Origin of the sequence: Nonomuraea fuscirosea (assembly GCF_003001935.1) — a bacterium.
Classification (GTDB): domain Bacteria; phylum Actinomycetota; class Actinomycetes; order Streptosporangiales; family Streptosporangiaceae; genus Nonomuraea; species Nonomuraea fuscirosea.
The window spans coordinates 147418-166527 of record NZ_PVNG01000025.1 but is presented as its reverse complement, the minus strand read 5'-3'; the positions used below and the strand labels follow the sequence as shown (position 1 = coordinate 166527).

Annotated in this window: 12 protein-coding genes; 5 read left to right on the top strand and 7 right to left on the bottom strand. The window is 71.5% G+C overall.

The window, feature by feature from the left end:
* Positions 1-45 precede the first annotated feature (45 nt).
* From B0I32_RS44790 to B0I32_RS44780, 3 genes are all read right to left on the bottom strand, one after another.
* The gene (locus B0I32_RS44790) at positions 46-729 is read right to left on the bottom strand and encodes a response regulator (RefSeq protein WP_106250117.1); all 684 of its coding nucleotides are present in this window, start codon (positions 727-729) and stop codon (positions 46-48) included.
* Positions 726-1943 (bottom strand): sensor histidine kinase, encoded by a 1218-nt coding sequence (locus B0I32_RS61190; RefSeq protein WP_106250115.1) that lies wholly within the window; start codon positions 1941-1943, stop codon positions 726-728. The genes B0I32_RS44790 and B0I32_RS61190 overlap by 4 nt, the downstream gene beginning before the upstream one ends.
* Positions 1944-2029: 86 nt before the next feature.
* Positions 2030-2890 carry a RecB family exonuclease gene (locus tag B0I32_RS44780; RefSeq protein ID WP_106250114.1) on the bottom strand — a complete coding sequence of 287 codons (861 nt, stop codon included), beginning with the start codon at positions 2888-2890 and terminating at the stop codon, positions 2030-2032.
* Between the two features lie 116 nt (positions 2891-3006).
* On the opposite strand from B0I32_RS44780, the gene B0I32_RS44775 reads away from it, so the two are divergent.
* Both B0I32_RS44775 and B0I32_RS61185 read left to right on the top strand, forming a co-directional pair.
* On the top strand, positions 3007-4143 hold the full coding sequence (locus B0I32_RS44775) for a site-2 protease family protein (RefSeq protein WP_106250112.1): 1137 nt from the start codon (positions 3007-3009) through the stop codon (positions 4141-4143).
* Between the two features lie 338 nt (positions 4144-4481).
* Entirely contained in the window at positions 4482-6002 is a 1521-nt protein-coding gene (locus B0I32_RS61185) for an FHA domain-containing protein (protein ID WP_106250111.1), read from the top strand.
* A gap of 625 nt (positions 6003-6627) precedes the next feature.
* Here the strand turns inward: B0I32_RS61185 and B0I32_RS44765 are convergent.
* The 4 genes from B0I32_RS44765 to B0I32_RS44750 all read right to left on the bottom strand — a co-directional run bounded on the left by B0I32_RS44765 (position 6628) and on the right by B0I32_RS44750 (position 13733).
* Positions 6628-7479, bottom strand: coding sequence for a sugar nucleotide-binding protein (locus tag B0I32_RS44765; protein ID WP_106250109.1), 852 nt, complete (start codon positions 7477-7479; stop codon positions 6628-6630).
* A gap of 390 nt (positions 7480-7869) precedes the next feature.
* Complete coding sequence (locus B0I32_RS44760; RefSeq protein ID WP_106250108.1) at positions 7870-11481, bottom strand: ATP-binding protein; 3612 nt, start codon at positions 11479-11481, stop codon at positions 7870-7872.
* 382 nt (positions 11482-11863) lie between these two features.
* Positions 11864-12361, bottom strand: coding sequence for a hypothetical protein (locus tag B0I32_RS44755; protein ID WP_106250106.1), 498 nt, complete (start codon positions 12359-12361; stop codon positions 11864-11866).
* A 232-nt stretch (positions 12362-12593) separates the two neighbouring features.
* Complete coding sequence (locus B0I32_RS44750) at positions 12594-13733, bottom strand: GNAT family N-acetyltransferase (protein WP_106250104.1); 1140 nt, start codon at positions 13731-13733, stop codon at positions 12594-12596.
* A gap of 55 nt (positions 13734-13788) precedes the next feature.
* Between B0I32_RS44750 and B0I32_RS44745 the strand changes: the two genes are divergently transcribed.
* The 3 genes from B0I32_RS44745 to hypF all read left to right on the top strand — a co-directional run bounded on the left by B0I32_RS44745 (position 13789) and on the right by hypF (position 19078).
* Positions 13789-14640 carry a tRNA (adenine-N1)-methyltransferase gene (locus B0I32_RS44745; protein ID WP_106250103.1) on the top strand — a complete coding sequence of 284 codons (852 nt, stop codon included), beginning with the start codon at positions 13789-13791 and terminating at the stop codon, positions 14638-14640.
* Positions 14641-14844: 204 nt separating this feature from the next.
* On the top strand, positions 14845-16608 hold the full coding sequence (gene arc / locus B0I32_RS44740; protein ID WP_106250101.1) for a proteasome ATPase: 1764 nt from the start codon (positions 14845-14847) through the stop codon (positions 16606-16608).
* Between the two features lie 190 nt (positions 16609-16798).
* Positions 16799-19078, top strand: a complete 2280-nt coding sequence (hypF, locus tag B0I32_RS44735; protein WP_219912339.1) for a carbamoyltransferase HypF — start codon at positions 16799-16801, stop codon at positions 19076-19078.
* Positions 19079-19110 lie beyond the last annotated feature (32 nt).

Sequence of the window (19110 nt, the reverse complement as noted above, 5' to 3'; positions counted from 1 at the left end):
CCGCCCGTCCGGCGTGCCCCCGCGAGGCGCGCCGGACGGGCGGGCTCAGGAGATGGCGCCCGGCGTGATCAGGCCCGTCTCGTACGCCAGCACCACCGCCTGCACGCGGTCACGCAGCCCCAGCTTGGTCAGCACGTTGCCCACGTGCGTCTTCACCGTCGTCTCGCTCACCACGAGCTTGGCCGCGATCTCGGCGTTGGACATGCCCTTGGCGATCAGCCGCAGCACCTCCAGCTCCCGCTCCGTCAGCCGGTCCAGCCGCGCGGGCGCGGCCTGCTCGTACGCCGACGGCAGCCGCGCCGCGAACCGGTCCAGCAGCCGCCGGGTCACGCTCGGCGCCACGATCGCGTCGCCGGCCGCCACCACCCGGATGGCCTGCACCAGCTCGTCCGGCGGCACGTCCTTCAGCAGGAACCCCGACGCGCCCGAACGCAGCGCCTCCACGATGTACTCGTCCAGGTCGAACGTCGTCAGCACCAGCACCTTCGGCACGTGCGCCGCCGGCGCCGCCTCCCGCACGATCCGGCGGGTCGCCTCGATGCCGTCGACCCCGGGCATCCGGATGTCCATCAGCACCACGTCGGGCAGCAGCGCCCTGGTCTGCTCCTGAGCGTCCTTGCCGTCCCCCGCCTGCCCCACCACCGTGATGTCGGGCTCGGCCTCGAGGATCAGGCGGAATCCGGTACGCAGCAGCGGCTGGTCGTCCACCAGCAGCACTCTGATCGTCATAGACCGTCCTTCAACGGGAACCTCGCCCGCACTTCGAAACCGCCCCCCGGTAGCGGACCGATGCTGAGGATTCCACCATAGAGGGCGACGCGCTCGCGAATGCCCACCAAACCATGCCCTGACGGCAGCGACACCTCGCCGTCCCTGCTGTCGCCGCCTCTGCCGCCGCCGTCGCCGCTCTTGCCGCCGTTGCCGTCGTCGCGTACCTCCACGTCCAGCTCGCCCGGATCGTGGCGGACGGTCACCACCGCCTTCACCCCCGCCCCCGCGTGCCGCAGGCTGTTGGTCAGCCCCTCCTGGACCAGCCGGTAGGCCGCCAGGTCCACCCCGGCGGGCAGCGGCACCGGCTCACCCTCCACCCGCAGCGACGTGGGCAGCCCCGCCTCGCGCATCTGCTCCACCAGCGACGGCAGATCCCGCACGCCCGGCTGCGGGCCCAGCTCCGCGCGCGCGTCCGTGCGCAGCACACCCACGATGTTGCGCATCTCCGTCATCGCCAGCCGGCCCGTGTGCTCGATCGCCGACAGCGCCTCACGGGCCAGGTCGGGGTCGGCGGCCAGCACCCGCCGCGCCGCCGCCGCCTGCACGGTCATCACGCTGACGTGGTGGGCCACCACGTCGTGCAGCTCGCGGGCGATCCTCGACCGCTCCTCGGCCCGCGCCGCCCTGGTGTCGGCCGCGTGCGCCCGCTCCAGCCTGGCCGCCCGGTCCTTCAGCTCCTCCAGGTACGCCCGGCGCAACCGCAGGCTGCGGCCCGCCCCCCACACCGCCACCAGCACCACCGCGAAGACCACGTGCTCGTTCGGCCCGGACGCCATGACCGGGCCCGCCACCGCGCCGACCGCGTAGGTCGTCACCGCCAGCAGCAGCGCGCCCAGCGCCACCGCCAGCCCCCGATGGGAGGCCACCGAATAGAGCAGCACCATGCCGGACAGCGCCGACACGCCCGTGCCGTAACCGGCCACGTCGAGCAGCGCCTCCGGCACCAGCCCCGCGCACAGCGCCGCCAGCGGCCAGCGGCGGCGCACGGCCACCGGCGCGCACGCCAGCACCACCAGCAGGGCGCCGAGCGGGTCGGGCGCGCGCACGCCCTCGGCCGGCAGCCCTTCGGCCTGCAGCCGGGCGGGCCCGTAGAGCACGAACTGCGCCACGGAGGCCGCGGCCACCACCCCGGCCAGAACCGTGTCGTGGAGCCCGCTCCGATCTATGCGCACCGCTTCACTGTAAGACCAGGTGAGAGCCCGGAACCTCCTCCCACGGGAGGATAAGCGCGATCCGCCTGGTCGTCCCCGCCGGCCGGTCAGAGCTCGTCGGTCGCGGCGCGGCGGCTGCTGCGCACGGTGTCGCCCGGCTGCCGGTCGGGCACCGGCGGCGGGGTGCCGCCGAACTCCGGGCACAGCGCCTGGTGATCGCACCAGTCGCACAGCCGGCTCCTGCGCGCCCGCCACTCGCCCGACTCCAGCGACCGCTCGATCGCCGCCCACAACGCCATCACCTTGCGCTCGGTGGCCAGCAGGTCGGCCTCGTCGGGCGCGTACCGCAGCACCTCGCCCCGGCCGCCCAGATAGACCAGCTGCAGCAGCCGCGGGACCTGCCCGCGCAGCCGCCACAGCACCAGCGCGTAGAACTTCATCTGAAACAGCGCCTTGGCCTCGAAGTCGGGCCCCGGCGCGTTGCCCGTCTTGTAGTCGACCACCCGGACCTCGCCGGTCGGCGCGACGTCGAGCCGGTCGACGTAGCCGCGCAGCATCAGCCCGCCGTCGAGCACCGCCTCCACGTAGAGCTCCCGCTCGGCCGGCTCCAGCCGGGTCGGGTCCTCCAGCGTGAAATAGCGCTCCAGCATGCCGCGCGCCTGATCCAGCCACTCCGCCTGCTCGGCCGCGTCGGCGAACATCTGCGCGTATTGCGGCTCCTCGGCCAGTAACCGCTGCCACTGCGGCTCCAGCAGCTCCAGCGCGGCCGGCACCGAACGCCGGGGCGCGGGCAGGTCGTAGAGGCGCTCCAGGACCGCGTGGACCACCGTGCCACGCACCGCCGCCTGCGACGGCTTCTCGGGCAGCCGGTCGATCACCCGGAAGCGGTAGAGCAGCGGACATGTCATGAAATCGCCCGCCCGGGACGGGGAGAGAGCTCCGATGATCACCGGTTCGGTCAACGTCATGCACCGCACTCTAGGTCAAGAGCCCGACAGAATAACTCCCGCGGGACGAGGATCACGTGATCCGGCGCGTAGCATCAAGGCAGCAACAGCACGTAAATGGACGTTCAAGGAGTGCGGTGAGCGAGCAGAGCCCGCGGCAGGAGTTCTCCGGCATCCGGATGGGGAAGCCGTTCGGTATTCCGGTGTACGTGTCGTGGACGTGGTTCCTGGTGGCGGCGTTCATCACCGTCATGTTCGGCCCCCGGATGCGGCAGATGCTGCCCGACCTCGGCGAGTTCGCCGCGTACGGGGTCGCGTTCCTGTTCGCCGTGCTGCTCTACGTCTCGGTGCTGCTGCACGAGCTGGCCCACAGCGTCCTGGCCAAGTCCTACGGCCTGCCGGTCCGCCGGATCACCCTCTACCTCCTCGGCGGCGTCTCGGAGATCGAGAAGGAGCCGCCCACGCCGGGCAAGGAGTTCATGGTCGCCGCCGCGGGCCCCGCGCTCTCGCTCGGGCTGGCCGGCGCCGGCCTGGCCGCCGACGTGTGGCTGATCAACGACGGCGGCATCCTCGAGGCGCTGACCTGGCAGCTGTGGTTCGCCAACCTCATCGTCGGCGTGTTCAACCTGCTGCCGGGGCTGCCGCTCGACGGCGGCAGGATGTTGCGCGCCGGCGTCTGGAAGCTCAGCGGCAACCCGGGCTCCGGCACCGTCGTGGCGGCCTGGGGCGGGCGGGTGCTGGCCGTGGCGCTGGTGGTCTTCCCGGTGACGACCGCGCTGACGAGCGGGCGCGCCCTCGACACCGTCGACCTGGTGTGGCCGCTGGTGCTGTCCGCGTTCATCTGGATGGGCGCCAGCCAGTCGCTGCGCATCGCCAAGATCCGCCAGCGCATCCCGCGGGTCAACGCGCGCGCCCTGGCCCGCAGAGCCATCCCGGTGACCGCCGAGACGCCGCTCGCCGAGGCGCTGCGGCAGGCCGGCGAGCAGCGGGCGGGGGCGATCGTCGTCGTCGACCACGAGGGCAGGCCCGTGGCCATCGTCAGCGAGGCCGCCGTCCAGGCCACCCCGGAGCACCGCCGGCCATGGGTGAACGCCGGCGCCGTGGCCAAGTCGCTGGAGCCCGCCATGATGCTGGGGGCCGCGCTGGAGGGCGAGGCGCTCATCGACGCCATGCGCGAGGCGCCGGGCAGCGAATACCTGCTCATCGAGGACGGCGGCGAGATCTTCGGGGTGCTCGCCACGGCCGATGTGAACCGGGTTTTCACAGGCGTCTGATTTGTCCCACTCGTTTCTGCGGCGACCCCTCGATAGGGTCGTGTCCAGCAGTTTCGGGCTCCGGGGCCGCCTCAGGCGATTTCAGCGATGCGACGACTGGCCGATAGTGTGCTGTTTGGCCAAACTTGCACAGTTAAGAGGTTTGTTGCGGTCCGCGGTTCATCGAATCGAGACGGTGGGCCCGCGACACGGCCTCGCCGTCTGGGTATGCGTAGGGCTGGTGGCCGGCACGGCAGTGCGGGTGCCGTAACATCGCCGGTTTCCGGGGAGGAGAGTTGAGTGACCGAGCGCAGCGAGGGCACCGATGAGCGCAGCACGGTCGTCATGAGGAGGGGCGCATGAGCGGCCAAGGCTTCGGAGTGGTGCGTCCGCTTCCTGGAAACGGGCTGGTCGCCTACGTGGGCGGGCTGCTGCTGGTCTGCGACTCGGCCGAGTCCGCCGCCGACGACCTGCTGGAGGCGCTGCGCGAGACGGCCGCCGCGGGCGGCGACGGCCGTGCCCTGGCCCGCAGGGCCGCCCAGGTGCTCGCCGCCAACATGGCCGGCGACCCCACCACGTGCGCGGTCGCCGGGCCCGTCGGCGACGGCGTCGCCGTCCTGGTCAGCGGCTCGGCCGCGGCCACCATCGGCACCGCCGCCGGCGAGACGCGGCTGGCCGGCAGCGACTCCCTGACCTGGGCCGACCGGCTCGTCACCAGCACCGTCGAACGCGTCGAGCTCAGCCTGCCCGGCGCCGGCAGCCCGCACCCCGCGGTCCGCTTCGAAGGCGGCATCGTGCACGGCGGCGGCCTCATCGGCGACCTCACCGACCAGCCCGCGGCCTCCGCCCCGGCCGCCTCGGCTGCCGCGGCCCAGTCCAGGCCGCTGACCAGCGAGATGCCCGCCACCGCCTTCCACCTGGAAGCCGACCTGATCCAGCCGCCGGCCCAGCAGCCCGTCGAACGGCCCCCATACCCGCTCGCCGACCAGCCGCCGATCCAGCCCGGCCCGCCCTCCGGCCCCCAGCCCGCGCCGTCGGCCGTCGAGCAGCCGCCCTACCAGCCCCCGGAGCAGCCGCCCTACCTGCCGCCGCAGGAGCCCGCCTACCAGCCCCCGCACGAGCCCCCGTTCCAGGCGCCGCACGAGCCGCCGTTCCAGCAGGAGCCGGCCTTCCACCAGGAGGCCCCCTACCAGCAGGAGCAGCCGCCGCCGCTGCCCGAGCCGCAGCAGTTCCCCTCCTACGACGAGCCGCCGCCCGCCGGCAACGGCGCCGGCGACCAGCAGGTCCCCCAGCACCTCGGCCCGCCCGACCACTTCGACCAGCCCGCACCGCCCCTGCTCGGCCCGCCCGACCACTTCGACCAGGGCCCGCCGCAACAGGAGCAGCAGCAGGCCGAACACGGCGACCGCCCGCTCGTCTACGGCGTCGACTGCAAGAACGACCACTTCAACGACCCCCGCGTCCCCTACTGCGCCGTCTGCGGCATCGCCCTCGTGCAGCGCACCCTCGTCCCCTACAAGGGCCCGCGCCCCTCGCTCGGCGTCCTCATCCTCGACGACGGCACGGCCCTGCCCCTGGAGAGCGACTACCTCCTCGGCCGCGACCCGGAGCGCGCGCCCGAGGTGGCCGGCGGCAACGCCAGACCCGCCAAGGTGACCAGCCCCGACGGCTCCGTCTCCCGGCGTCACCTGCGGGTGGCGCTCGACGGGTGGGACGTCAACCTGGTCGACCTGGGCTCGGTCAACGGCACCCAGATCCAGCCACCCGGCGACCCCAACTTCTACGACATCCCACCCAACGAGCCCGTCACCATCGCGCCGGGGACCACGGTCCGCGTGGGGGTGTCCCGCACCCTGCGCTTCGAGGCGCACCGGGGCTAGCCGGGGACGCCGCCGCCTGCCGCCCGCGCCCCGGACGAACCTCCGGGGCCGGGGCGCCGCGCTGTGAACCCCAGGGGCTGGGCGCCGCGGTGTCGGCCCCGTCATAGGCCGTCCGTCCTGCTCGGGCCTGCGATCGTGTGCGGGTTCGCGGTCGTGCCAGGGTGTGCGTCGTGCTCGGGTACGCGGTCGAGCCTCGGCCTGTGGTCGTGTTCGGCCTGCGGTCGTGATGGGGGACGCGGTCGTGCCCGACGCCACCCCTTGACCGAGCGCCCCCGCTCAACGCCGCCCCTTGACGGGCTCCGCTCCTCGGCAGATTTCGCCTCTTGACCGAGCACGCCCCTTGCTCGGCTCCGCTCCTTGACCGGCTCTGCGGCTCGCCCCACTCCGCCGCTCGACTCACTCCGTCGGCTGGCCAACCGCTCCGGGGCAGGCGTGCATTGAGCCGGGACCTCGAGGACGCCTCTGGACACCCCGGGATCATGCCGCCGCAGCTCGCACACAACCGCGAACCGGGCACCACGCGCCTGGGCACCACGCGCCCGCGTACCGCGCGCCTGGACACCACGTGGCTCGGGCACCACGCACGCGGACGGGATCGCACGTGTCGCGCGGGGAGCGTGCTCGGTCAAGAAGTGGTGGAGGCCGGTTCGGCGGAGGGTGTCAGGAACTCACGGGCTCCACGCAGGCGGGTCCTGAGCCGCTCTTGTGTCGCCGAGCAGTCCAGCCGTACCGCCACCGGGCCGGTCACCCGGGCGTTGGCACGGCGTCCGGTCGAGAGACGGGTGGCGTCGAGGCCGTCGCGGCGGGCGATGAGCACGCCCATCTCGTACCGGCTCACCGCGTCGGAGCCCGCCACGTGCTGGATGCCGGAGTGTCCCTGTACCGCCAGCTCCAGCAGCGCCGCCGCCAGGTCAGAAACGTGCACCGGGCACCGTACGTCATCCGTGAACAGCACCCCTGTGCGAGACCCCGAGGCCAGCGAGTGCACCAGCGCCTCGTGCGCCGACTCGCCGCGCCCGACGATCAGCGACGTCCTGGCGATGGCGGCATCCGGCAGCACGGCCCGGACGGCCGTCTCCGCCGCCGCCTTCGCCGCACCGTACGGGCTGATGGGGTCGGGGGAGCAGGACTCGTCGTACGAGAAAGCCGAACCGGAGAAGACGACGTCGCTGGAGACGTGCACCAGCCGGCCACCCGTCGCCGCGACGGCCGCCGCCACGTTCGCCGCGCCGTCGGCCGTGGTCGTCCAGTCGGCCTGACGGTACGCGGCGTTGATCGTCACCTCGGGCCCGAACGCCCTCACCACGTCGGCGACGCCGGACCGCGAACGCACATCCACCCGCAGCCACTCGGCATCCGTGGCCTTCGCGCCGGTCCCGGACAGGTACGACGCGCCCACCTCATGACCTGCCGCGGCGCACAACTGCACGAGTTCGCGGCCTAGAAACCCGCTCCCGCCGACGATCAGCACTCTCACGATCGGCCACGCTACTCCACACGGACATGCACTTATTGATCGGGACAAATCTTTCCGGCCTTGCTCGGTCCGCTTCGTCCGGCCCTGTTTCGTCCGGCTCCGCTCGTCCCGCCCTGCTCGGTCCCGCCTTGCCTCCTCGCCTCGGTCCGGCTTGTTCGTCTCGACCCGGAGCCAACACCGGACCTGCACCGAAAGAGGCACCGGCACCGGCACCGGACCTAAGTCGAATCAGCAGGGCCTCGCGCGAGAACCGAACTACACCACCCCGCGGGACGTGACCCGTGACCGCCGGCGGCCCTGCAGCGCCTTCGCCTGTGCTGGTGCTTAGGACGCGGGGAGCTACAGCCCTGCACCACGTGCCGACCCTGATCGGATGAGGTGGTTGCGGTCTCAGCCGGGATGGGGGCGCCAGGACGGTGCGGAGCCGGCCTGCAGCGCCTTTGCCTGTGCTTCTGCTTCGGATGCGAAGAGCCACAGACCTGCGGCGCCGTAGTCGTCGGCCACCGCCGTCAGCGCATCCGCGTCAGCGCCGGCCAGGGCTTCGGCGTGGCGTAGTGCGAGCCGTACCCGGAGGCCGTCATGTGTCGCCGCGAGCACGGCCAGCCGGGGTAGTGCACTGACGGGTGCGCCCAGGCGTACGGCGTCGTGCAATGCCACCGCCTCGAACGACGAGGAGCCGCCCGCACGGCACTCCTCCGCATGGGCCAGAGCCAGATCCACGGCCCGCGACCGCCGTCCCGCCGCAGCGTTCACCCATACTTCTGCAAGCGCCACCCAGTGGCGCAGCGCGGTCCATGTGACTGGCACCCGCGCTGCGTCCGGTGACAACGCAGTTCCTGTCACGTCCAGTGACGCCCGACCTTCTACGGTGTTGGGTGACACCAGCGCTCCTGTCGCGTTCAGGGACGCCCTCTCTTCGACCGCGTCCGGTGACGCCAGCGCCCCTGTCACGCCCAGCGACTGCCGTCCCTCCGTCGCGTCTGGTGACGCCAGCGCCCTTCTCGCGTTCAGTGACGTCGGCCTCTCCGCCGCGCCCAGCGATGCCCTCGCCTCTGTCGCGGCGAAGGGCTCCCGCGCCTCGCTCATGTCCAGCGACGCTCGCGCTCCCGCCGCGTCCCCGCGCAGGGCCTGTGCCATCGCGTACGCCGTTCTGCGTTCGGCGGCGGCCAGCGGCGTCTCATGCCTGGCCGGAGCCCGTAGGAGGAACAGCGCCGCTCCCAGTTCGCCCCTCAACAGCGCCAGCCGGGCCCGGGCAAGCGCCTGCTCGCTCGTGCCCGGCCAACCGGGCCCCATGGAGGCGATCGCCCGTTCGACGGCCACCAGATCGCCGGCGAACCATCCGCACAGCGCCCACGTCATGTGAGCCGACGTCCACGGGGGAGTGGGCTCTGTCTCGGCGAGGCCGTTGCCGGCGTGCGCAGGCCCCTGCTCATGGGGTGGCGAGCTGTGGGTGAGGGGCGACTCCTGCGGCCTCGGTGGCTTCTGGGGCTTTCCGGCTTGTACGGCAGGCAAGACGTCGCGAAGCACTGCCACCGCTTCGTCGGTTCGCCCCTGGTGACACAGAGCCAGTGCCAATGCCAGAGACACTCGATCGTCGGCTGGCGGTGTGATTGCTCCGGCGGTGTGGGTCGTGTGGTCGTGTGTTGATCGTCTAGTCGGTTGGGCGGATTGGCGGGTGTGATCGGTCGCGGGTGGTGCGATGGGTCCGGTGGTGTGGGTCGAGTGGTCGTTCGGTGGCGGGGTTATCGTCCCAGTCGTGTGGTCGTCGGTGAGTGATGTAGTCGGTTGGGCGATTTGGGAGGGGTGATCGTTGGCCGGTGAACCGATGGGACCGGGGGCTCGGGACGGCTGGCCGTCGGAGAGCGACGTGCTTGGTGCGGGGCCCTGAGAACAACGTGAGCGCTGCGGAGGCCGGCCTTTCGTGCAGGGTGGCTTGGAATCGGACGAGAGCTGCTCCACAGCCCTCAGCGCCTCCTCCGGGCGGGCCGCCTCAGCCAACAGCCTCACCCTCTCCACGTCCAGCTCATGTCGGAGTGCCGAACCTTCCAGTTCCGATCGCCATCCCAGCGTCGCTGGGTCGGCTTCCGTCTCGTTCGAGAGTGTCATCTGCTGGGCGGCCGTTCGGTGGAGTGAACTGCCCCGGTCGAGGTTCGTCTCGTCCGGGGCGTGTGCTCGGTCAGGGTCTGTCTCGTCAGGCGGTTCTGTCCGGTCGGTGGTCGATTGGTGGGGTGGGCCTGCTTGGTCGAGGTTCGTCTCGTCTGGTGAATGTCGGGCGGCCAGGAGGCGTGGCGGAGAGGTCCTTGCTGGGTCCGGGTCGGGACGTGGTTCCGGGTCTCGCAGGTCCTTGCGCGTGGTGGACAGCAGGTCGAGTGCGTCGCCGAGTCGGTCCAGTCCCCAGGCCAGGGTCCGGGCTCTGGCCAGGGTCAGGCGTACCCGCTCCTGGTCGTCGCGCCTCGCATGGCGCGCGTCCGCCGCTGCGGAGAGCACCGCGTGTGCTTGGTTCGGCTGTCCGGCTCCGTTCAGGGCGGCCGCCAGTTCGATTGCCGCGCCGGCGCCTCCGCCCTCGCGCATCGCGGCTCGCCCGAGACGGATGGCCGACGCGTGATCATGTACGGCCTCCGCCAGCCTGCACGCCCCCGCCAGCGTTCCCGCGTCCGCCCGCAGACCGCCCGCCAGCCGCCACGCCGCCACCCGGGCAGCGTCGCAGCTCCTGCGGGCCTCAACGGCCTGCGATGAGGCTTCGACAGCGGCACCCGCTGCGGTGGTACCCAAGGGCGCTCCTGCCGTGGCACCCAAGGTCGTCTCCAGTGCCGCCTCCAAGGTCGCTTCTGGAGTCGTGTTCGAGGTCGCTTCCATGGTGACACCCGTGGTCGCCTTCATGGGGGTCACCATGGTGGGACCAGCTGCGGCCTGCGCCGTGAGCTGTCCTCCATGCGTCACCCCGGTCCCGATCGCGGTTTCCGCTGGGGACTCCAGGTCGGACTCCACCGCGGCGACGAGGTCGGCGTAGCGCTGCGTGCGGCGTTCAGCGGGGCACCGGGCGCGGGCCGCCTCCCCGTACAGGGGGTGGACCGGCCGTGCCACCTTCCCGCGCGCTTCGTGGGTAACCTCGATCACGCCGAGTTCCAGTGCCTCCAGCACGGCCGCCTCCGAGCACAGGCCCGCGAGCGTCCTCACCCCGATGGGCTCCCCGAACGTCGCGTACTCCAGCACCGAGCCCGCGCCGTCCGGCAACGATCCCACCCGGTGGTCCACGAGGTCGGCCGGGCCGTAGGCCGGTGGCGGGTCCCCGGACAGCCGCCACACCCCGCCCGCCTGCTGGAGTGCTCCAGAGGTACGCATGGCGTGCACCAGTTCGCGCAGCCACAATGCGTTTCCGCCGGTGAGTTCCGCCAGCGTGGTCACGACTGTGTCGTCGGCGGGGCCGTTCAGCGCCGTTGCCAGGACGGCCGCCATGTCCGCCTTGCCGAGGGGGTCCAGCTCGAATCGTCTGAGCCGTCCGTCCCGCCACGACCCCACGACCGGGCCGCCGCCGTCCTCTTCCGAGCACACGGTCGCGATCAGGCGGATCCGCCGGGCGCGTACGAGGGCGGCCAGGACCTCGGCCGAGTGGCTGTCCAGCAGGTGAGCGTCGTCCACGAGCGTCAGGACCTCGATGCCGGGGGAGCACCGGCACCCGCCGCCCCCTTCGCTCTCAAGGCCGGCGTGTTCGGTTCTCCCGCCACAATGTCCGGTTCCTCCGGCAGACGCCATCGTCCCGCCGCACCCCGAAGCGGTCCCGTACGCCAGCGGCGGTGACCCGCCCGGTACGTCGCGCAGCGCCCGGGACGCCCTGACCGTGAACGCGCCCCCGAGCCGCACCGCCAGCCGCGCCGCGAGCGCGCTCTTGCCGGCCCCCGGCGGCCCCGTGACGATCACCCCCTGGGCGGTCGGGTCGCGGGCGAGGCGGAGCAGGTGCCCGAGCTCCTGCTCCCGCCCGGCGAAGGGCCAGCTGGTCCCCATAATGCGAGGTTACGCCCCGGATATGGGAGATGATCATCTATTTCCCGGTTTATGGCTCATTCGGGGAGAAAGGCGACAATCGACCAGGGTTGTCGCCGGCCGGAGCCGTTCTGTCAGCGCCTCGGTCAAGGGGCGGGGGAGAGGTGGCCGGAAGCAAGGGGAGGGCGGGAGCGGCGGCGGGGCAGGGGGTGCGGGCGCGCCAGGAAGCAGGACGCGAAGATCGTATTACGCTTTCTAATGAAAAATCGGGATTATCTTGGTTTAGGCGGTGAAAGGGGAAGATTCTTCGGAAAAGAAACGCACTGGCTCCGGAGGAAAGCCGCGAAACGCACCCCGTACCGGTCATCCCTATCCCGCGATCCGGCCGTACGCAAAGAGCCGCTCACGGCTGCGCAGGACGGAAGGCCCGTACGCCGCGCAACAGCCGCACTGCCGCCTCCATCCCGCAGGCCGCCTCCATCGCCCGCCCCGCCGCCGTCGCGAAGCGGCCCAGCAGGTGCTCGTCCCCGTCGCAGAACCCCCGCCCCGCGACCCACACGAACACGTGGTCGCGCGCCACCACGGGCACGGGCGTGGCCAGGAACCCCGGCTCGCCCACCGACGCGTCCCGCGCCAGCCGCAGCGCCACCGAGGAGGTCGCCAGCTCCTTCATCACCCCCGACTCGGCCAGCCACCGCCGCAGCGGGTCCCCGGCCGGGGCGTGCACGTGGACGCAGCTCGTCTCCTGACGCAGGACGTCCACCCGGACGAAACCCGCGTAAGGGGTCCCGGCCACGGCCGCGGCGGCACGCGCCAGCCGGTCGACCAGGTCGGCGGCCTCCGGGCAGGAGAAGGAGGTGATGAGATCACGCATGGCGGCATCGAGGCGGTTGTACGGCATGGCGATGATCCCTCGGAGCGGAGGGGGGCGAGATCGCGCAGCCCGATCACGCGACGCTCACCTGCGGGTGCCCTGACTATCGCCCCCGACGCCGCCCTTGACTACCCCCCAACAGGAAATCAGGATTTTTGAGCATTTCGGGCAGCCGCGGGGGCCGTGCCGCAACGCCGGTCCTGTCCCGTACCAGTTCACGGCACTCCCACGCGTTCCCTCAACGCCCGTCACGCCCCACCTAAGGCCGCCGCCCCGCGCTCCACGGCAGCCGCAGCCGCCCGTGCCGGTCCGCGCGCCGCACCAGCGCCCACTGCACGTCGTCCGCCCGCGTGCCGTCCGGCCTCGGGAACAGCTCCTTCTGCACGCCCTCCCGCTCGAACCCGGCCCGCCGCAGCACCGCGTGCGAGGCCGTGTTCGCCACGTCGGTGCCGGCCACGATGCGATGCAGCGGCGTGTTCGCGAACGCCCACCCGGTCAGCAGCGTGACCGCCCGCGTCATGAACCCCCTGCCGCGGAAGGCGGGCAGCAGCGAGTAGCCGATCATCGCCTGCCCCAGCGGCGGCACGACCTGCGTCAGCTGCACGTGCCCCGCGAACGCCCCCGAGGCCGCGTCCCTGATCGCCAGCTCGATCCGCTGCCCCGACACCCACCAGTAACGGGTGCAGCGGCAGCGGCGCTCGTCGTCCTCCAGCGACGTGGCCTGCCCCACGGAGAAGGCCGCCACGCTCGGCTCGGCCATCATCCGGTGGTAGTCGCCGGCGTCGGCCGGCTCCACGGGGGTCAGCCGCACCACGCCGTCGCCCAGCTCACCGCCCTCGAAGAACGGCAGGTACGGCGCCGCCCCCGCCACCACCTCCCCCTCCAGCCGGGCGAACGTCACATAATCGGCGAAGCGCCCGTCACGCAGCCGCCGCGCCTCCCGCCGCAGCCCCTCCTCGCGAAAGCCCGCCTTGTACGCCACCCGCAGGCTCGCCACGTTCTCCACCTCGGCCTCCAGCTCGACCCGGCGCACCCCCCGGTCGAACAGCCAGTCCGTCACCGCCCTGGCCGCGGTCGCCGCCACGTCACGCCCGCGCGCCCACGGCGCCACCAGGTAGCCGAGCCGCGCCACCCCCCAGTCGTCCGGCGGGCGCACCCCGATCGCGCCGGCGAAACGGCCGTCCAAGGTGATCGCGTACTCGGCCCCGCCGTCCGCCCACTTCGCCGGGGCGTTCTTCACGTACTCCAGCGCGTGCTGCGGCTCGTACGGGTCGGGCAGTAACGGCATGAACCTGGCCGTCACCGGATCCGAGCACATCCGCACCACCTCCGCCACGTCCGCCTCCACCGGCGGACGGAGGATCAGGGGACCGGTCGAGAGCACGTCACGCGGAAACATCCCCCATAGATATCGCGCGTCCTGGAGCCCTCGAAAGCCCTATAACCTTGCCGCCATGGGTTTCCGCAGGCATGGGCCTTTCCAGGTGGGGGATCAGGTGCAGCTCACCGACCCCAAGAACAAGCGCCACACGATCACCCTCAAAGAGGACGGCGTCTTCCACACCCACAAAGGGGCCATCCCGCACGGCGACCTGATCGGGCAGCCCGAGGGCTCCGTCGTGCGCTCCTCCGGCGGCACGCAGTACCTCGCCTTCCGCCACCTGCTCCAGGACTACACGCTCGCCATGCCGCGCGGCGCGGCCGTGATCTACCCCAAGGACGCCTCGATGATCGTCGGCATGGCCGACGTGTTCCCCGGCGCCCGCGTCATCGAGGCCGGCGTCGGCTCCGGCGCGCTGACCTGCTTCCTGCTGCGCGCCGTCGGCCCCGAGGGCCACGTGACCTCCTACGAGCGGCGCGAGGAGTTCGCCGACGTCGCGCGCAAGAACGTGGAGAAGTTCTACGGCGGCCCCATGGACGACAACTGGCGGCTGGTCGTCGGCGACCTGGTGGCCTCCATCGACGAGGTCGACGTCGACCGGGTCGTCCTCGACATGCTCGCCCCCTGGGAGTGCGTCGACGCCGCCGCGAAGGCGCTCACGCCCGGCGGCGTGATCTGCTGCTACGTGGCCACGACGACCCAGATGTCCAAGACCGTGGAGGCCATTCGCGATCACGGGTGTTTCACCGAGCCGCAGGCGTGGGAGACCCTGGTTCGCGACTGGCACGTCGAAGGGCTCGCGGTAAGACCCGATCATCGGATGATCGGCCACACCGGTTTCCTCGTCGCCGCCCGCCGCATGGCCGACGGCGTGACCCCGCCGCCGCGCCGTCGACGACCGAAGGGGACGACTGAGGAACTATGACAATTTGGCCACGAGGGTGCGTTGGTGCGTGACACGGGAACAGATCGCCGTGTTCATATGCTGGGAGTATTAAACGCCCTATTGGGGATTAATCAACGAATACTGAATGTCACTCTACGAACACTGCCCGGCCAGGTTACGGAGGGGCCCGAGATAGGTAAGGTCCTTAGTAGTCGCTCTCGACTGGGAAGGAGGTGACGGGGCGTGGCAGCTCGCGATGATGCTGAGGCTCGAGCCGCGCAGCGCGAACGGGAGGTCGCTGATCTTTCAACACAGGTCTCCTTCCTCCAGGAGGAGATCACCGCGCTGAGGCGGAAGCTGGCCGAGTCACCCCGTCAGGCCAGGGTCCTCGAAGAGCGCCTCCATGAGGCACAGGCGAACCTCGCGGCCGTTACCGGCCAGAACGAACGCCTGGTGGCCACCCTCAAGGAGGCCCGGGACCAAATCGTCGCTCTCAAGGAGGAGGTCGACCGGCTGGCGCAGCCGCCATCCGGCTTCGGCACCTTCCTGGAGGCCAGAGAAGACGGCACGATCGAGGTGTTCACCGGCGGCCGCAAGCTCAGGGTGAACGTCAGCCCGGCCGTCGACGTCGACTCGCTGCGGCGTGGCCAGGAGGTCATGCTCAACGAGGCGCTCAACGTGGTCGAAGCACTCGGCTACGAAGAGGTCGGCGAGATCGTGATGCTCAAAGAACTGCTCGACGAGGGCAAGCGGGCCCTGGTCATCTCGCACGCCGACGAGGAACGCGTCGTGCGACTGGCCGAGTCGCTGGTCGGCCAGCCCATCAGGGCCGGCGACTCACTCCTGCTCGAACCTCGCTCCGGCTACGTCTACGAGCGCATACCCAAGTCCGAAGTCGAAGAGCTCGTGCTCGAAGAGGTCCCCGACATCTCCTACGAGGAGATCGGCGGCCTCATGCGGCAGATCGAGCAGATCAGGGACGCCATCGAGCTGCCCTACCTGCACGCCGACCTGTTCCGCGAGCACAAACTCCGTCCGCCCAAGGGCGTGCTCCTGTACGGCCCGCCCGGCTGCGGCAAGACGCTCATCGCCAAGGCCGTCGCCAACTCCCTGGCCAAGCAGGTCGCGGAGAAGACCGGCCAGTCCGGCAAGAGCTTCTTCCTCAACATCAAGGGCCCGGAACTGCTCAACAAGTACGTCGGCGAGACCGAGCGGCACATCCGCCTGGTCTTCCAGCGGGCCCGCGAGAAGGCCTCAGAGGGCACTCCGGTGATCGTGTTCTTCGACGAGATGGACTCGATCTTCCGCACCCGAGGCTCCGGCGTGTCCTCCGACGTGGAGAACACCATCGTCCCTCAGCTGCTGTCGGAGATCGACGGCGTCGAGGGCCTGGAGAACGTCATCGTCATCGGTGCCTCCAACCGCGAGGACATGATCGACCCGGCGATCCTGCGGCCCGGCCGCCTGGACGTCAAGATCAAGATCGAGCGGCCGGACGCCGAGGCGGCCAAGGACATCTTCTCCAAGTACCTCGTCTCCGACCTGCCCCTGCACCCGGACGACCTCACGGAGCACTCCGGCTCCCGCGAGGCCACCATCGTGGGCATGATCCAGAGCGTCGTCGAGCGCATGTACACCGAGAGCGAGGAGAACCGCTTCCTCGAGGTGACCTACGCCAACGGCGACAAGGAAGTCCTCTACTTCAAGGACTTCAACTCCGGCGCGATGATCCAGAACATCGTCGACCGGGGCAAGAAGATGGCCATCAAGCAGTTCCTCGAAAGCGGCCAGAAGGGCCTGCGGGTGCAGCACCTGCTCACGGCCTGCGTGGACGAGTTCTCCGAGAACGAGGACCTGCCCAACACCACCAACCCCGACGACTGGGCCCGCATCTCCGGCAAGAAGGGCGAACGGATCGTCTACATCCGCACGCTCGTCTCCGGCAAGCAGGGCACCGAAGCCGGCCGGTCCATCGACACCGTCGCCAACACCGGTCAGTACCTGTAGAACCCCTGGACGGCAGGGTCGCGCGACATCCGCCGCGCGGCCCTGCCGTCTTTTCGCGGCCATGTGGGAACGCTGCCATCCACGGCCTTACGTCCCCTTCGCGGCGTGACGCGTACAAGATCCCACCAGGAACGCGCGCGACACGGCCGATACACATGCACGCCACCCCGATGAGGCGCACACTGAGCCTGTGACCACGCTCAAACGGGTGGACGTGCACGTCGAAGGCATAGTCCAAGGGGTCGGCTTCCGCCCCTTCGTCTACTCGCTCGCCAACCGGCTCGGCCTGGCGGGACGCGTGCGCAACGACGTCAACGGCGTCCACATCGAGGTCGAAGGAGCCCACGCCGGCGTCGCGGAATTCCTCACCGCCCTCGAACGCGACGCGCCCGCCCTGTCCGAGATCGAACGCGTCACCGTCGTCAGCGGCGAACCCGCCGGGCACAGCGGCTTCACCATCGCCACCAGCGACCCCTCGGGCCCGCACCGCGCACTCGTCTCCGCCGACACCGCCACCTGCGACGACTGCCTGCGCGAACTCGCCGACCCGGCCGACCGCCGCCACCGCTACCCGTTCATCAACTGCACCAACTGCGGCCCCCGCTTCACCATCGTGCGCGGCGTCCCCTACGACCGGCTCCGCACCACCATGGCCGGATACGGCATGTGCGACGACTGCGCCCGCGAATACCACGACCCCGGCGACCGCCGCTTCCACGCCCAGCCCACCTGCTGCCCCGCCTGCGGCCCCCGGCTGCGGCTGCGCGACGCCCGCGGCGTCGACCTGTGCGGCGACCCCGTCGCCTGCGCCGCCACCCTCCTGCGGGCCGGCCGCGTCGTCGCCGTCAAAGGACTCGGCGGCTACCACCTCGCCGTCACCGCCTCCGACGAACGCGCCGTCGCCACCCTGCGCGGGCGCAAACACCGAGAGGAGAAACCGTTCGCCGTCATGGCCGCCGACCTCGCCCAGGCCCGGCGGCTGTGCGAGATCGACGACGCCGCGGCCGCGCTGCTCACCAGCCGCGCCCGCCCCATCGTGCTGCTGCCCCGCCGCCAGGACACCCCCGCCGCCCGCGTCGCCCCCTCCGTCGCCCCGGCCGGCCGCCACCTCGGCCTCATGCTGCCGTACACGCCGCTGCACCACCTCCTGCTCGCCGAACTCGCCGAACCCATCGTCCTGACCAGCGGCAACGTCTCCGACGAACCCATCGCCTACGAGGACGCCGACGCCCTCACCCGCCTCGGCGGCATCGCCGACGCCTTCCTCGTCCACGACCGCGCCATCCACACCCGCACCGACGACTCCGTCGTACGACCCGGCTCCGGCGAGGTCACCGTGCTGCGCCGGGCCCGCGGCTACGCCCCCGAACCCCTCGCCCTGCGCCGGCCCGCCCCCAGACCCGTGCTCGGCTGCGGCGCCGAACTCAAGAGCACCTTCTGCCTCCTGAACGGACGCCGCGCCTTCGTCTCCCACCACCTCGGCGACCTGGAGAACTACGACACCCTGCGCGCCTACGCCGAGAGCATCGACCACTACCGCGACCTGTTCGGCATCCGGCCCGAACTCATCGCCCACGACCTGCACCCCGACTACCTGTCCACCCGGCACGCCCTCCAGCAGACCGGCGTCGAACACGTCGGCGTCCAGCACCACCACGCCCACATCGCCTCCTGCCTCGCCGACAACGGCGACCCCGGCCCCGTGATCGGCGTCGCCTTCGACGGCCTCGGCCACGGACCCGACGGCACCCTGTGGGGCGGCGAGTTCCTGCGCGCCGACCTGACCTGCTACGAACGCCTCGGCCACCTCGCCCAGGTCCCCATGCCCGGCGGCACCGCCGCCATCCGCCAGCCCTGGCGCATGACCGCCGCCTACCTGCGCGAGGAACGCCCCGGCCTCGACGTCGCCGCCCGCAACGCCGAACGCTGGCCCGCCGTCCTCCAGCTCGCCGCCAGCGGACTCAACTCACCCCTCACCTCCAGCGCCGGCCGCCTCTTCGACGCCGTCTCGGCCCTGCTCGGCATCCGCGACACGATCACGTACGAGGGGCAGGCGGCGATCGAACTCGAACAGCGCGCCGACACCTCCGAGACGGGCGTCTACGCCGCCGCCATCACCCCCTCCGGCCTCCCCGATGGCGGCCCGTTCGTCGTCGAGGGCGGCGACCTCGTCCGCGCCGCCGCCGACGACCTCGCCGCCGGGATCGACCCCGCCGTCATCGCCGGACGCTTCCACAACAGCGTCGCCGCCGCCATCAGCCGCTCCTGCGTCGCCCTGCGCCAGGCCACCGGGCTGACCGCCGTCGCGCTGTCCGGCGGTGTCTTCCAGAACGCGCTGCTGCTCGAACGCACCGTCCAGCGGCTGCGGGCCGCCGGGTTCCGCGTGCTCAAGCACGTACGGGTGCCGCCCAACGACGGCGGCATCAGCCTGGGCCAGGCCGCCGTCGCCGCCGCCCGCGACCGCTCATGACGGCCCGCGGGCGCCGATGACGGCAGCACACG

Excerpts from the sequence above, each read along its gene's own strand:
- B0I32_RS44745 (WP_106250103.1), top strand. The coding sequence starts at position 13,789 with ATGGGTTTCCGCAGGCATGGGCCTTTCCAGGTGGGGGATCAGGTGCAG.
- B0I32_RS44750 (WP_106250104.1), bottom strand. The coding sequence starts at position 13,733 with ATGTTTCCGCGTGACGTGCTCTCGACCGGTCCCCTGATCCTCCGTCCG.
- B0I32_RS44790 (WP_106250117.1), bottom strand. The coding sequence starts at position 729 with ATGACGATCAGAGTGCTGCTGGTGGACGACCAGCCGCTGCTGCGTACC.
- B0I32_RS44755 (WP_106250106.1), bottom strand. The coding sequence starts at position 12,361 with ATGCCGTACAACCGCCTCGATGCCGCCATGCGTGATCTCATCACCTCC.
- B0I32_RS44780 (WP_106250114.1), bottom strand. The coding sequence starts at position 2,890 with ATGACGTTGACCGAACCGGTGATCATCGGAGCTCTCTCCCCGTCCCGG.
- B0I32_RS61185 (WP_106250111.1), top strand. The coding sequence starts at position 4,482 with ATGAGCGGCCAAGGCTTCGGAGTGGTGCGTCCGCTTCCTGGAAACGGG.
- B0I32_RS44760 (WP_106250108.1), bottom strand. The coding sequence starts at position 11,481 with ATGGGGACCAGCTGGCCCTTCGCCGGGCGGGAGCAGGAGCTCGGGCAC.